Origin of the sequence: Mycobacterium sp. MFM001, assembly GCF_003402475.1 — a bacterium.
Classification (GTDB): domain Bacteria; phylum Actinomycetota; class Actinomycetes; order Mycobacteriales; family Mycobacteriaceae; genus Mycobacterium.
In genome coordinates this window covers 89,790-103,126 of record NZ_BFAB01000011.1, presented here as the reverse complement: position 1 = coordinate 103,126, position 13,337 = coordinate 89,790, and the positions used below count along the sequence as shown (strand labels likewise).

The window sequence follows — 13,337 nt, the reverse complement described above, 5'->3', positions numbered from 1 at the left end:
CTCCAAACGGGTTGACCACCATCACTGCCGGTGCAAGCATGACGCTGCATGCACCTCGCTAGGTGAGGCGTCTGCACGGATATAGGCCACTGACCTCGAACGTCGAAAGACGCCCAGGGTCAGGACAGCTCTTCCCGGCTTAAGGGTTGAGCCCAAGTGGCTTCCGGGACAACCGGATACGCCGTGTGGTGCCAAAGCTCCGACGAGAGGGGTGCCGTCCGGCCGACCCGTCGGACGACTCGCCTCTCCGTATGCCGCCGTGGCGCCACCGCGTGTGTCCTGGCCGTGAGGGGGTGGGGCGAAATCTAAATCTGCTGATATTTCGTGCAATTGATGACCGTTTCGTTCCGATCCGGTCACGGCAGCGTTCCCGCGGTCTGAATCGGCTTGCGCCAACACATATCTCCGCTTTCGGGACCTATGGGCAATGACGCACCCCGCAAGCAGCACGGCGGCCGAGGCCCGTTTCCGGGTCGGACTGATCCGTAAGGAGAAAGTCCATGTCCTTCGTGACGACACAGCCCGAATTGCTGTCGGCAGCGGCCGGCAACCTGCAGGGGATTGGTGCGGGGATGACCGCGCAGAACCAGGCAGCAGCCGCCCCGACGACCACAGTGCTGCCCGCGGCCGCCGACGAGGTGTCGGCGCTGACGGCGGCGCAGTTCGCCGCGCACGCGCAGCTGTACCAAGCGGTCAGCGCGCAAGCGGCGGCCATTCACCAGATGTTCGTGTCCACCCTCGGCGTCAGCGCCGGGTCCTATGCCGCCACTGAGGCGGCCAACGCCGTCGCTGCGCTCTGAAAGGGGGGTTGACACAATGGATTACGGAGCATTTCCACCAGAGTTCAACTCCGCTCGCATGTATGCCGGGGCCGGCGCCGGACCGCTGCTGGCCGCTGCATCGGCCTGGGATGGGTTGGCCGCCGAACTGAGTTCGGCGGCGTCGGCCTACTCCTCGGTGATCTCCGGCCTGGTCGGGGGGTCGTGGCTGGGGCCGGGTTCGGTGTCGATGGCCGCGGCCGCCGCGCCCTACGCCGCGTGGATGAGCACCACCGCCGTGCAGGCCGAACAGACCGCCAATCAGGCCAGGGCCGCGGCGGGAGCCTACGAAGCGGCGTTTGCGATGACCGTGCCCCCGCCGGTGATCGCGGCCAACCGCAGCCTGTTGGCGTCGCTGGTCGCGACCAACGTGCTCGGTCAGAACACGCCGGCAATCGCGGCCACCGAGGCGCACTATGCCGAGATGTGGGCCCAGGACGCCGCGGCGATGTACGGCTATGCCGGTGCATCGGCGGCTGCGACGAAGGTGACACCGTTCACCGCGCCGCAGCAGAACACCAACCCGGCCGGGCTGGCCGCACAAAGCGCGGCGGTCGCCCAGTCCACCGGCGCATCAGCCGGCACCGGTGTACAGAGCGCGCTGTCGCAGATGGTCACCACGACGCCGACGACGCTGCAAGCGCTGGCCGCACCTGCCGCAGCGCCTGCCTTGCCGTTTGGGCTGGGCCCTGGAGACATAACCAACGCGGCATCAAACCTTCTCAGCAGCTCGATGACTCCGATGTCGTTGGCCGGTATCACGCAGGTCGGTGCGGACATCGCCGTCATGCATGCCGCAAGCATGGGAGGGCTTGGCATCGACGGCATGGGTGAGATCGCACCGGGAATCGTGCCGGTGATGCCTGGTGCCGGAGTCGCCGCGATCACACCGCTCGGCGTGGGCGGCGGCGGGGCAGTGACCGCCGGGATCGGTCGGGGCACCTTGGTCGGCGCACTGTCGGTGCCACAAAGCTGGGCGTCAGCCGCGCCGGCCACGACGCCGGCCACTGCCTCGTTGGTCTCCAGTTGGACCGCCGCGCCGCAGGCCGCAGCAGAGGAGATGTCGGGCATGCCGGGTATGCCGGGGATGCCGATGGTGGGTTCGACTGGTCGTGGTTTCGGTTTTGCGGCGCCGCGATACGGTTTCCGGCCCACCGTGATGGCACACCCGCCGGCTGCCGGTTAGCAGATCGCGACCATGTAATGGCCAGCCGCCGTTTACCTTTCGGTGGCGGAAAGCTTTCGGTTGTTCAACTCCTGCCTGGGCGGCCGGGCGTCGTAGTCGCTTGCCGCCGACGGCTTTTGGTGGACAACAGGTAATGCGCGGGAAGTTCACAGGAACTCACCAGCTATTTGTCACACAACATCCAGATAACCCGCTTTCCGCGACCGGCACTGCGTTGATTCCCAGTGCCGGTCGCTCACAGTGCATTTCGGCATCCGCACATATCGCGGTTATCACCGCACATGATTGCCATTTGGAGTTGACGCGGATCGAACTTGGTGCCAAGATTGCCACTGCAAGCACCTCGCTAGGTGAGGCGTCTGCACGGACAAAGGCCACTGACCCCGAACGTCGAAAGACGCCCAGGGTCAGGACAGCTCCTCCCGGCTTAAGGGTTGAGCCCAAGTGGCTTCCGGGACAACCGGATACGCCGTGCAGTGCCAAAGCTCTGACGAGAGGGGTGCTCCGCCTGGCTGGCTGTCGGGTGGTCTCATCCCTGTGTGTAATGGTGTTGGCACCCGCGTGTGCCCCGGCCGTGAGGAGGTGAGAGCGACTTGAGTCCCAGTGATAGTCCCTATCCGAGATCGATGACCGCTTCGCTCCAAACCGACCCCGGCATCGTTCCCTTCATCTGAATCGGCTTGCGCCGCTTCGGTTAACGTACGCGCGTCTTCTTCATCGAACGCGCGTGGTCCTGTCGTGCCCCGGCACGAGTACACCTGCAGATCCAGTCTGCCTTCCGTAAGGAGAAGTCCGATGAGCTTTGTGACCACACAGCCGGAACTGCTCGCAGCAGCTGCCGACCACTTGGACGGTATCGGGTCGGCACTGGCTGCTCAGAACGCGGCCGCGGCGGTTCCGACTACGGGAGTGGTCCCTGCCGCTGCTGACGAGGTATCTGCCTTGACGGCAACGCAATTCGGCGCACACGCGGCGATGTATCAAGCAGTCAGCGCGCAGGCCACCGCCGTCCACGAGATGTTCGTGCGCATGTTGGGTGCCAGCGCCGGTTCGTATGCGGCCACCGAGGCCGCCAACGCCATTGCTGCTGGGTAAGGAGTATTGCGATGACTGCGGTATTCGACTTCGGTGCGTTGCCGCCCGAAATCAACTCGGCCAAAATGTATGCGGGCCCCGGGGCCTCGTCGATGCTGGTTGCAGCTTCGGCCTGGGAGGGGCTGGCCGCTGAATTGCGCACGCAGGCAACGTCGTACGCATCGGTCGTCTCGGGGCTGACCACTGAAGGCTGGCGCGGTGCGGCGTCGACGTCGATGGCTGCTGCGGCCGCACCCTATGTCGCGTGGATGAACACGACTGCGGCACAGGCTGAGCAGACCGCGAATCAGGTCAAGGCTGCCGCGGCGGCGTATGGAACTGCGTTTGCGATGACGGTGCCGCCGCCGGTGATCGCGGCCAACCGCGCGCAGTTGGCCGCACTTGTCGCGACCAACATCTTGGGGCAGAACACCCCGGCGATCGCGGCCACCGAGGCGCACTACGGCGAAATGTGGGCTCAGGACGCCGCGGCGATGTACGGCTATGCCGGTGCATCGGCGGCGGCGGCCAAGGTGACGCCGTTTGCCGCGCCGGCGCAGAGCACTAACCCGGCCGGGCTGGCCGGCCAGGCGGCCGCGGTGACTCAGGCTTCCGGGTCGGCGGCCGGCACGAGCACTCAGTCGACGCTGTCGCAGTTGACCTCTGCGGTGCCCACCGCGCTGCAGGGGATGGCGTCACCGGCGTCGTCGACGTCGTCCTCGTCGTCCGGGCTGGGCGGAATCCTCGGTCTGTTGACCGGACAGGGCTCGGGAAATACTGCGCTGGACAACTTTTGGAACCAGTGGGGGCCGAACGCGAACATCTGGAACACGATTTTCTCGTCCGGTTTCTACATGCCGAGCAACACGCTGGGCGCGTTTACAGGTCTGATGGCGCACGCAACTGAACCGGCAGAGGCATTGGGAGCAGCGACCGGCGGGCTCGGTGCCGCACTCGGCGGACCGGTACTTGGCCCACTGGGCGGTTTGGGCGGTCTTGGCGGTCTCGGCAGCGGAGTATCCGCGAGCCTGGGCCAGGCGCCTTCGATTGGCGCACTATCAGTCCCGCCGAGCTGGACCGCCATGGCACCACCCGTGACTCCGCTCGGCTCGGCATTGGGGAACACCCCGTTGAGCGCATCGCCTGCTGTCGCGGCAGGTATGCCCGGTGTTGCGCCGGCGAGTATGGCCGGACGCGGAGCGGGCGGCGCCGTCATTGCGGACAACCGGTTCTTGGTCCGTCCGCCGATGGTGCCCAGTTGGTCGGCCGTCGGATAGCCGAAGTTAGCAACCGATTTCGAGAAAGGGAGAGATTTACATGACCACGCGTTTTATGACCGACCCGCACGCGATGCGGGACATGGCGGGCCGTTTCGACGTGCACGCTCAGACCGTGGAGGACGAGGCCCGCAAGATGTGGGTGTCCTCGCAGAACATCGCCGGTGCCGGCTGGAGCGGGACCGCTCAGGCCACCTCTTACGACACCATGGGCCAGATGAACACTGCGTTTCGCAACATCGTCAACATGCTGCACGGTGTGCGCGACGGGCTGATCCGCGACGCCAACAACTACGAAGCACAAGAGCAAGCGTCCCAGCAGATTCTGAGCAGCTAGGTCGCCGGCCAAACAACCTAGGAGAACCAGAAATGACCATCAACTACCAGTTCGGCGATGTCGACGCCCACGGCGCTTTGATTCGTGCCCAGGCTGCTTCCTTGGAGGCTGAGCACCAGGCGATCATTCGCGATGTGCTTGCTGCCGGGGACTTTTGGGGTGGTGCCGGTTCGACGGCTTGCCAGGAGTTCATCACCCAGTTGGGTCGCAACTTCCAGGTGATCTACGAGCAGGCCAACGCCCACGGCCAGAAGGTGCAAACGGCCGGCTCCAACATGGCCAGCACCGACTCCGCCGTCGGCTCCAGCTGGGCCTGACCGCGGGGGGTGGCGAGGCGTGACCACCTTGGACCGCATCACGGTCGACGAGGAAACCGCCTCGCCGCCGCCCACTGCGGTGCTCGACACCGCCCACATCGGTGACATCGAGGGTGCCCTGGGCCGAATCAGCATCGGCGACACCGACCGTCCGCGCACCGCGAAGGTCCGGCTGGCCACCATGCTGGCGATCATCGGGCCCGGCCTGATCGTCATGGTCGGCGACAACGACGCCGGCGGCGTCGCGACCTACGTCCAGGCCGGCCAGAACTACGGGTACAGCCTGCTGTGGGTACTGCTGCTGTTGATCCCGGTGCTGATTGTCAACCAGGAGATGGTGGTTCGGCTCGGCGCGGTCACCGGCGTCGGGCATGCCCGGTTGATCAACGAACGGTTCGGCCGCGGCTGGGGGTGGTTCTCCGTCGGTGACCTCTTCCTGCTGAACTTTCTGACGCTGGTCACCGAATTCATCGGCGTCACAATGGCTGCCGACTACATCGGGCTACCCAGACAGGTCGTCGTCCCGTTCGCGGCGGTCGCACTGATCGCGATCATGACCACCGGCAGCTTTCGGCGCTGGGAACGCGCGATGCTGGTGTTCATCGCCATCACCCTGCTGCAGATTCCGATGCTGCTGATGTGCCACCCGGACCCGCAGCGGGCCGCGAAATCCCTTGTCATTCCTGGCATTTCCGGTGGCGTCACCTCCGACGCGGTGCTCCTGGTCATCGCCATCGTCGGGACCACCGTCGCCCCGTGGCAGTTGTTTTTCCAGCAGTCCAACGTCGTCGACAAGCGCATCACGCCTCGCTTCATCGGCTATGAGCGCGCCGACACCACACTCGGTGCCTTCGTCGTGGTGATCGGGGCGGCCGCGTTGATGATGACCGGGGACTGGGCCGCTCGCGCCACCGACAGCCGCGGGCACTTTGTCGACGCCGGTGCGCTGGCCCACCTGCTCGGCCAATACAACACGACGCTCGGCTCGGTGTTCGCGATCGTATTGCTGGACGCCTCGATTGTCGGGGCGGCCGCGGTGACCCTCGCTACCAGCTATGCGTTCGGAGACGTGTTCGGGCACAACCACTCGTTGCATCGCGGCTTCGCCGACGCCAAACCGTTTTACCTGTCCTATGCCGGGATGGTCGTGGTCGCAGCGGCCATCGTGCTCATCCCCGACGCGCCGCTGGGGCTGATCACCACCGGCGTTCAGGCGCTGGCCGGATTGCTGTTGCCCAGCGCGACTGTATTCTTGCTGTTGCTGTGCAACGACCGGGAAGTGTTGGGGCCGTGGGTCAATCGTCCGTGGCTCAACGTCGTAGCCGGGTTCATCGTTGCCGTGCTCCTGCTGTTGTCCGGCATCTTGATGACGACCACGGTGTTCCCCGGGCTGGACATCGTCTCTATTGCAGGCCATCTCATCATCGCTGTGACATGTTGCGCGGCACTGGTGGTCGGCATGCTGCGATGGTCGAGGCGTCGGCAAACGAAGCCGCTCTGTGCTGCGTTGGCCGGCCTCGATCGGTCCACCTGGCGGATGCCCCCGCTATCCATGCTGGGGCCGGTGACCTGGTCGGCCGAGACCCGGCTGGGCATGGTGGCGTTGCGGGGCTACCTGGTCGTCGGGGCCATCCTGCTAGCGGTCAAAGCCGTCCAGCTCGGTAGCGCCTGACAGCGATTTCACCGACATCTGACAGCCACCTCGCAAATAGGTTGTAGGCGACGTACGAGGCGGAATGCCGTCAGTGCAATGCGGCTGAACGACCTGGTCAGGCCCCTTATGTGCGGCGCGATTGGGCGGATCGCGACGGCGGCCTACAGCAACGTCGGCGGTGCCGGCGCGATGGTGGCTTTGCGGGCGCTCCCATGCGGGTCGGGTTGACGCGCGTCGGTGTTGGTGTCAACATAGGCGACTGCATGCACCTCGCTAGGTGAGGCGTCTGCACGGATATAGGCCACTGACCTCGAACGTCGAAAGACGCCCAGGGTCAGGACAGCTCTTCCCGGCTTAAGGGTTGAGCCCAAGTGGCTTCCGGGACAACCGGATACGCCGTGCAGTGCCAAAGCTCTGACGAGAGGGGTGCCGCGCCCGGTTGATTGCCGGCGCCTCACTCCGTTGTGCACCATGTTGGCACCCGCGTGTGCCCTGGCCGTGAGGAGGTGAGAGCGACTTTGAGTCCGAGTGATAGTCCCTATCCGAGATCGACGACCGTTTCGCTCGAATCCGACCCCGGCATGGTTTTCACCATCTGACTCGGCTGACGCCGAGTGAACTGACAAGCGCGCCTTGGCTTTTGCCGAACGTGCGTGGCTTCAGCACGCCCTGATACCGCCGTGCCGGCGCGGGTTCGTTCTGTTCCGCAAGGAGGAGCCCGATGACTTTTGTGACCACCCGACCCGAGTTGTTGACTGCAGCGGCAAACGACCTGCGCGGTATTGGCGCTGCGATGTCCGCCCACAATGCTGCCGCAGCCGCCCCGACCACCACGGTCGTTCCGGCTGCCGCTGATGAGGTTTCGGCCTTGACGGCGGCGCACTTCGCCGCCCACGGCCAGCTCTACCAGGCCGTCAGCGCCCAGGCGGCGGCGATTCACGAGATGTTCGTGTCCACTCTCGGCGCAAGCGCCGGATCATATGCCGCCACTGAGGCTGCCAACGCTGTCGCTGCAGGTTAAAGGAGATTGCCGCAATGGATTTCGGAGCACTGCCACCAGAGGTCAATTCCGCTCGGATGTACGCCGGGCCCGGTTCGGGGCCGATGCTGGCCGCCGCTTCAGCATGGGACGGGCTGGCTGCCGAGCTGCGTTCGACGGCCGCGTCTTACCAGTCGGTGATCGCCGGACTGACCAGCGAAGGATGGATGGGGCCGTCATCGGCGGCGATGGCTGCCGCCGCTGCACCCTACGCAACGTGGATGAGCACGACTGCCGAGCAGGCAGAGCAGACCGCCGCGCAGGCCAAAGCCGCGGCCGCCGCCCACGCGGCGGCGTTCGCAATGACGGTGCCACCGCCCGTGATCGCGGCCAACCGCGCCCAGCTGGCCACGCTCGTTGCGACAAACGTGCTGGGGCAGAACACCCCGGCGATCGCGGCCACCGAGGCTCAGTACGGGGAGATGTGGGCTCAAGACGCCGCCGCGATGTACGGCTACGCCGCCAACTCGGCGGCCGCGTCGAAGGTGACGCCGTTTCGGGCACCGAACAACACCACAAATCCGAGCGGCGTGCTCGCGCAGGGCGCAGCGTCCGCTCAGGCTGCCGGCACCAGCACGCAAAGCCAGCTGTCGCAACTGGTTACGGCGATGCCCACGACGTTGCAGCAACTCGCCTCACCATCGGCGTCTGGGTCGTCGGGTTCGGGGCTCTCGGGAATCCTTTCGGGCATCCTGGATTCACCGGACACCGGAGGTCTGGGGCCGAACGCCAATATCTGGAACACGATTACGTCTTCCGGTGTTACCAACCCGGCGGTGGTCACCTCGATGATGGCGGACATGGCCATGATCGGCGCCACGCAGAACAGCGCTCTGGACGGGCTGCTTCCGAGCGGTGGCAGTCTGCTGCCCAGCGGTCCCGGGGTTGGCTCGGCGATAGGAGCAACCCGCGTCGTCAATGCGATCACCGGCGGGTCACCGGTATCGGCGGGCATCGGTCAGGCGAGATTGGTTGGCGCCCTGTCGGTTCCGCAGAGCTGGACCACGGTCACACCGGTGGCGAACTCGACCGTGACGCCGTTCCCCGGCGCCGGCTGGACGGCCGCTGTCCCGGATGTCGAGCCGGGCGGTATGCCGGGGATGCCCGGGATGCCGATGGCGGGTTCGGGGAACGGACGTGGCTTCGGCTTCGCGGCCCCGCGATACGGCTTCAAGCCCACCGTGATCGGCCGTCCGGTGGTCGCTGGATAGCAGCAACCGCTGTCGCTCCCGGATGGCCCAAAAAAGGCCTAGAGACGGTGTAGCGTGACGAGGTCGGGGTTTGCTCGTCGGCCCAACGGCCTGTATCGGAGATGAACGATGCAACCGACTGCCATCGCAGCGGCGGCAGCGCTCTCGACACTACTTCTGGCGAGCGGCGTGCCGTCCGCACACGCCGATTCACAAGATGACGCCTACCTGAAGGCTCTGGCCGAAGCCGGTGTCACCGGTTACCCAATCGACAAGCTTGTCACGGTAGGTCACATGGTGTGTGCGTACAAATCCGCGGGCGCTGCGCCGTGGCAGATGCAGAACGGCCTGATGGAGTATGGGATCGCGCCGCAGGATCTTGATCCGATGGTGAGCACCGCGGTCAGCACCTACTGCCCGTGAATGAGTGGCGTGGCTTGCGTCACAGATCTTGGCGGGCCAGCTTTCTGGCCAGAAGTTGTTTAGCTTTGGTCGCCTCACTCCGCACCGATCGCCGGCGTGATGTTGTCTTAACGCAAGGTTTACGTTCCGGCACAACATATTTGGTGTCCTCCTCTCAGGTGATACTCAGCTGCCGGCCAGCGCCGCGCCAGCATCGCCTGCGATGCTTTGTCTCGTTAGGAGACGTGCATGACTATTAAAGCCGAATTCTGTGACGTGGCGCACCCAGTGGCGCGCGGCCGCGGCGTTGTGGCTTATCTGCAACGTCGGCGTCATCGACAATGGCGCAATCGCGGTTCCTAACCGGCTGCCCTCCACCGGCGACGTTGTGCGGCAGTGTGTTTCGCATTGCTCCCCTGAGTACCGGATTGGCGCCCAGGCGCTGATCCGGGCGGGCGCCCGTTCGGGCTGAATGCTGCTCTGATACAGCGCTGTTGGTCACAGGCACCACGCAGCCACCGTGACAGATATTTATCGCGGCGAAACTTTGTGGGAACGCAACGCAAACAACTGGAACGCAAAATCGTTGTGATGGCGGAGGTTTCGGGAACATCACGATTGCGGTGCCTGTGGCGGAGATCACTTGTTTCAGAACTTTGGGCCTGTACTTGTACCGGCCACGGCGGCCGCGGACGCAACGCGGCTTATCAGGCGACTAGAGGTTAGATGATATGGATTATGCGGCGTTACCGCCCGAGATCAATTCGGGCAGAATGTATACCGGCCCGGGGCCAGGCCCGATGCTGGCGGCCGCGGCAGCATGGGACGAGCTTGCCGGCGAGTTGGGTTCGACGGCGTCGTCCTATCAGTCGGTGATCGACAGCGTGGTCAGCGGACCCTGGCTGGGGCCGTCGTCGGCGTCGATGGCGGCTGCGGCCGCGCCGTATGTGGCTTGGATGAGTGCGAGCGCAGCGCAGGCCGAGGAAACCGCCAACCAGGCTAGGGCCGCCGTGGCCGCATACGAAACCGCCTTTGCCGCAACGGTTCCGCCGCCCGTGATCGCTGCGAACCGCTCCCTGCTGATGATGCTGGTCGCCACCAACATTCTCGGCCAGAACACACCGGCGATCGCCGCTACCGAGGCTCACTACATGGAAATGTGGGCCCAGGATGCTGCCGCGATGTACGCCTATGCGGGCTCATCGGCGGCCGCCTCCCAGCTGACGCCATTCACCGAACCACCCCAGACGACCAACACCGCAGGCACGGCGGCGCAAGCGGCCGCAGTTTCGCAGGCCGGCAGCACGGGCGGCTTGAACATAGGCACGCAGCTGTCCCAGCTGGTGAACTCGCTCCCGACGGCATTGCAAAGCCTGGCCACCGGCCTCGGCTCGTCGCCGACAACGGGGTCGACGAACCTGTTGTCCGGACTGTCACTACCAACATTGATGAACCTGCAACTGCCGGCGGGCCTTTCGACGGATCTGACGAACTGGAACTCGATCTGGTCGACCGTCACCGGCCCGCTATCTCCCGTGGGGTGGAGCGGCATGCTCGGTGGCCCGTTCTTGTCGTTCGGGCAGGCCTACGCCTATGCCCAAAACGGGCAGGGCGCCGCCGCGTTTTTGGCCGGGCCGAAACCCATCACCGGGGCGCTGGCGCCGCTGGCGGAAGGGGTGAATCCGGTGCTGAGCTCCGCCGGCTTCGGTGGAGGACAGGTATCGGGCGCGCTGGGCAAAGCGGCGGTGGTTGGAAGTTTGTCTGTGCCTCAGGGCTGGACCGAAGCCGCTCCGGCGATCAGGACAGTCGCCTCCGTGCTACCCGCGAACCTGGCAGCCGCCCCCGCGTCCTCGCTCGCCGGTGAAGGCACCCTCTTCGGTCAGATGGCCATGTCGAGCCTGGCCGGACGTGCCGTCGCCGCTACGGCGACACGCTCGGCGGGCGGCGCTACTGCGGCGGGCTCACTCGGCGGTGTCGTCGCCGAGGCCGATCCCGCCGCGGCCACCATCATCGTGATCCCGGCGGTTGCGGAATGACAGTCAAGACAATGCGCCGCCGAGGCGCAGATGACCGGGTGAAGGGATAGGCATGTTGTACGCAACGCTTCCGCCGGAGATCAACTCGGGCAGGATCTACAGCGGACCCGGATCAGCGTCGATGCGGGCCGCCGCCGCCGCGTGGGACGGGCTCGCAGCCGAGCTACAGTCCAGCGCCGTTTCCTATTCGTCGGTGATCTCGAGCCTCACCAGCGGGCCATGGCTGGGCCCGTCATCGTTGTCGATGGCGGCCGCCGTCGCACCGTATCTGACCTGGATGCAGGCCACCGCTACACAGGCGGCCGAAGCTGCAGCGCAGGCCACCGCCGCCGCAAGCGCGTATGAGGCGGCATTCGCCGCGCATGTGCCGCCGGCGGAGATCGCGGCGAACCGCAGCCAACTGGCGTCACTGATGGCGACCAACATTTTCGGCCAGAACACCCCGGCGATCGCGGCCACCGAGGCCCAGTACGGCGAGATGTGGGCTCAGGACGCCCTGGCGATGGACAGTTACGCCGCGTCGTCGGCAGCCGCGACCAAGCTGACGCCGTTCACCGCGGCGCCGCAGACCACCAATGCGGGCGGGGTAGCCGGCCAGGCGGCGGCGGTGGCTCAGGCTGCCAGCAGCCCGGCCGGCGGCGTGCAGTCCCTCCTGTCAGCAGCCGACCCGCTGACGACGGGCGACCCGCTGCTGCAGTGGCTGGCAAACATGTCCACCGACTACACCAGCACCATCAACGGCGTGCTCAACGGGCTCTTCGGGCCGAGCGGGGCATCAACAATCACCGGGATGATCAACGCCGTAAAAGGTCCGGTCAGCGCCTTTACCTCCGTGTTCAACCCCATCGGGCTCCTGGTCAACTTCCCGGTGTCGCAGTTCCTCAAGTTCGCCCCCTCCCCGGTGTACGGCGCGCTACCGAAAGACGCGCTGGGAGGCGGTCTCTTCGGGCCGTGGTATGGCCGCGGTTGGCTGACCAGCTCGGTGTCGGCCAGCATGGGCAACGCCGGCACATTGGCCGGAAACCTCTCAGTCCCGCCGACGTGGGCCACGGCCACCCCGGCCATCAGGACTGTCGCCGCCGCGTTGTCGGCCGCCGCGCCGGACGCCGTGCCGGCGGCCGCTGTGGCCCAGGGCGAGCTGCTCAGTTCGCTACCGCTGGCCGGCATGCTGGGTAGCGCGCTCGGCTCCGGGGCTCCGACCGCTCTGACCCGCAGCGGCGCGCGAAACCGCTTGAAGCCGCTCAAGGATCTCAAAGACAGCCACTCGCCCGAACAATTACAGCGCCTGGTCGCACAGATATCGGAAAAACCGGAAAGCGTGCAGCACCACACCGTCGACCAAGACGGCCTTGACAGCCTGCTCGAGCAACTGGCGAAGAAGCCCGGCGTGCACGCGGTGCATCTCTCCGGAGGTAGCAGCGACAAACCCAGGGTTCTGCCGGATGCGCAGTTTGGTTAGCAGGCAGTCACCGACTCCGTCGGCACGAAAGGATGAGTCATGAAGGCACTACTTGTCGTACTCGGTGTTTCTGCCGCTCTCGGCTTCGCCGCGCCGGCATACGGAAATCCTGGTGACGACGGTGGCGACGACGCCGGCTTCCTGGCTGCACTGCAACAAGTCGGCATCCGCTATCCGAACCCAGCCGGAGCCGTCGGCGCCGGAAAAGCGGTGTGCGGCTGCCTGAATAACGGCGAATCCGGTCTGGAGTTGGTTCACGACGTGAAAACCCACAATCCGGGATTCACCATGGAGGACGCATCCGACTTCGCCATGCTTTCAGCGAAATACTATTGCCCGCAACAACTCTCAAAGGGCTGACGCACTAAGCGTTTCTCACTCCCGGTCGCGGCGGCGACGCGCCGCTCGACGTTCGACGGTGGCGGTGCGCGTGACTGCGACTGCACTGGTCGGTCGCCTCGTCCTGGTGGGCAACACCGCGGCGTGCTGCGCAAACCTGCCGGTTGGTAGATACGCGGCCACGGCCAGAAACCCATTCACAGCTTTTT

General features: G+C 65.7%; 14 protein-coding genes and 3 riboswitches. All 14 genes read left to right on the top strand.

Features of this window, described 5'->3' with window-relative positions; all coding sequences use genetic code 11:
- Positions 1-47: 47 nt before the first annotated feature.
- Positions 48-218, top strand: a riboswitch (M-box (ykoK) riboswitch).
- 282 nt (positions 219-500) lie between these two features.
- The 14 genes from MFM001_RS18575 (at position 501) to MFM001_RS18505 (ending at position 13,149) form a co-directional block, all read left to right on the top strand.
- The gene (locus MFM001_RS18575; RefSeq protein WP_116376740.1) at positions 501-800 is read left to right on the top strand and encodes a PE family protein; all 300 of its coding nucleotides are present in this window, start codon (positions 501-503) and stop codon (positions 798-800) included.
- Positions 801-816: 16 nt separating this feature from the next.
- The gene (locus tag MFM001_RS18570; RefSeq protein ID WP_116376739.1) at positions 817-2,004 is read left to right on the top strand and encodes a PPE family protein; all 1,188 of its coding nucleotides are present in this window, start codon (positions 817-819) and stop codon (positions 2,002-2,004) included.
- Between the two features lie 335 nt (positions 2,005-2,339).
- Positions 2,340-2,510, top strand: a riboswitch (M-box (ykoK) riboswitch).
- A gap of 289 nt (positions 2,511-2,799) precedes the next feature.
- Entirely contained in the window at positions 2,800-3,099 is a 300-nt protein-coding gene (locus tag MFM001_RS18560) for a PE family protein (protein WP_116376738.1), read from the top strand.
- An 11-nt stretch (positions 3,100-3,110) separates the two neighbouring features.
- Entirely contained in the window at positions 3,111-4,355 is a 1,245-nt protein-coding gene (locus tag MFM001_RS18555; RefSeq protein WP_116376737.1) for a PPE family protein, read from the top strand.
- Positions 4,356-4,395: 40 nt separating this feature from the next.
- Positions 4,396-4,692 (top strand): WXG100 family type VII secretion target, encoded by a 297-nt coding sequence (locus tag MFM001_RS18550; protein ID WP_116376736.1) that lies wholly within the window; start codon positions 4,396-4,398, stop codon positions 4,690-4,692.
- 32 nt (positions 4,693-4,724) lie between these two features.
- On the top strand, positions 4,725-5,009 hold the full coding sequence (locus MFM001_RS18545; RefSeq protein WP_045384667.1) for a WXG100 family type VII secretion target: 285 nt from the start codon (positions 4,725-4,727) through the stop codon (positions 5,007-5,009).
- A 19-nt stretch (positions 5,010-5,028) separates the two neighbouring features.
- On the top strand, positions 5,029-6,681 hold the full coding sequence (locus tag MFM001_RS18540) for an NRAMP family divalent metal transporter (RefSeq protein WP_116376735.1): 1,653 nt from the start codon (positions 5,029-5,031) through the stop codon (positions 6,679-6,681).
- Between the two features lie 244 nt (positions 6,682-6,925).
- Positions 6,926-7,096, top strand: a riboswitch (M-box (ykoK) riboswitch).
- 288 nt (positions 7,097-7,384) lie between these two features.
- Positions 7,385-7,684, top strand: a complete 300-nt coding sequence (locus MFM001_RS18530) for a PE family protein (RefSeq protein WP_116376734.1) — start codon at positions 7,385-7,387, stop codon at positions 7,682-7,684.
- Positions 7,685-7,698: 14 nt separating this feature from the next.
- A complete protein-coding gene (locus tag MFM001_RS18525) occupies positions 7,699-8,913 on the top strand; it encodes a PPE family protein (protein ID WP_116376733.1) in 1,215 nt (404 codons plus the stop codon).
- 108 nt (positions 8,914-9,021) lie between these two features.
- Positions 9,022-9,315 (top strand): DUF732 domain-containing protein, encoded by a 294-nt coding sequence (locus tag MFM001_RS18520; protein WP_116376732.1) that lies wholly within the window; start codon positions 9,022-9,024, stop codon positions 9,313-9,315.
- 250 nt (positions 9,316-9,565) lie between these two features.
- Positions 9,566-9,766 carry a hypothetical protein gene (locus MFM001_RS24375; RefSeq protein WP_142760709.1) on the top strand — a complete coding sequence of 67 codons (201 nt, stop codon included), beginning with the start codon at positions 9,566-9,568 and terminating at the stop codon, positions 9,764-9,766.
- A 259-nt stretch (positions 9,767-10,025) separates the two neighbouring features.
- The gene (locus MFM001_RS18515) at positions 10,026-11,330 is read left to right on the top strand and encodes a PPE family protein (RefSeq protein ID WP_116376731.1); all 1,305 of its coding nucleotides are present in this window, start codon (positions 10,026-10,028) and stop codon (positions 11,328-11,330) included.
- A 52-nt stretch (positions 11,331-11,382) separates the two neighbouring features.
- Positions 11,383-12,789, top strand: a complete 1,407-nt coding sequence (locus MFM001_RS18510) for a PPE family protein (protein WP_116376730.1) — start codon at positions 11,383-11,385, stop codon at positions 12,787-12,789.
- A 39-nt stretch (positions 12,790-12,828) separates the two neighbouring features.
- The gene (locus tag MFM001_RS18505; RefSeq protein ID WP_116376729.1) at positions 12,829-13,149 is read left to right on the top strand and encodes a DUF732 domain-containing protein; all 321 of its coding nucleotides are present in this window, start codon (positions 12,829-12,831) and stop codon (positions 13,147-13,149) included.
- Positions 13,150-13,337: the final 188 nt, after the last annotated feature.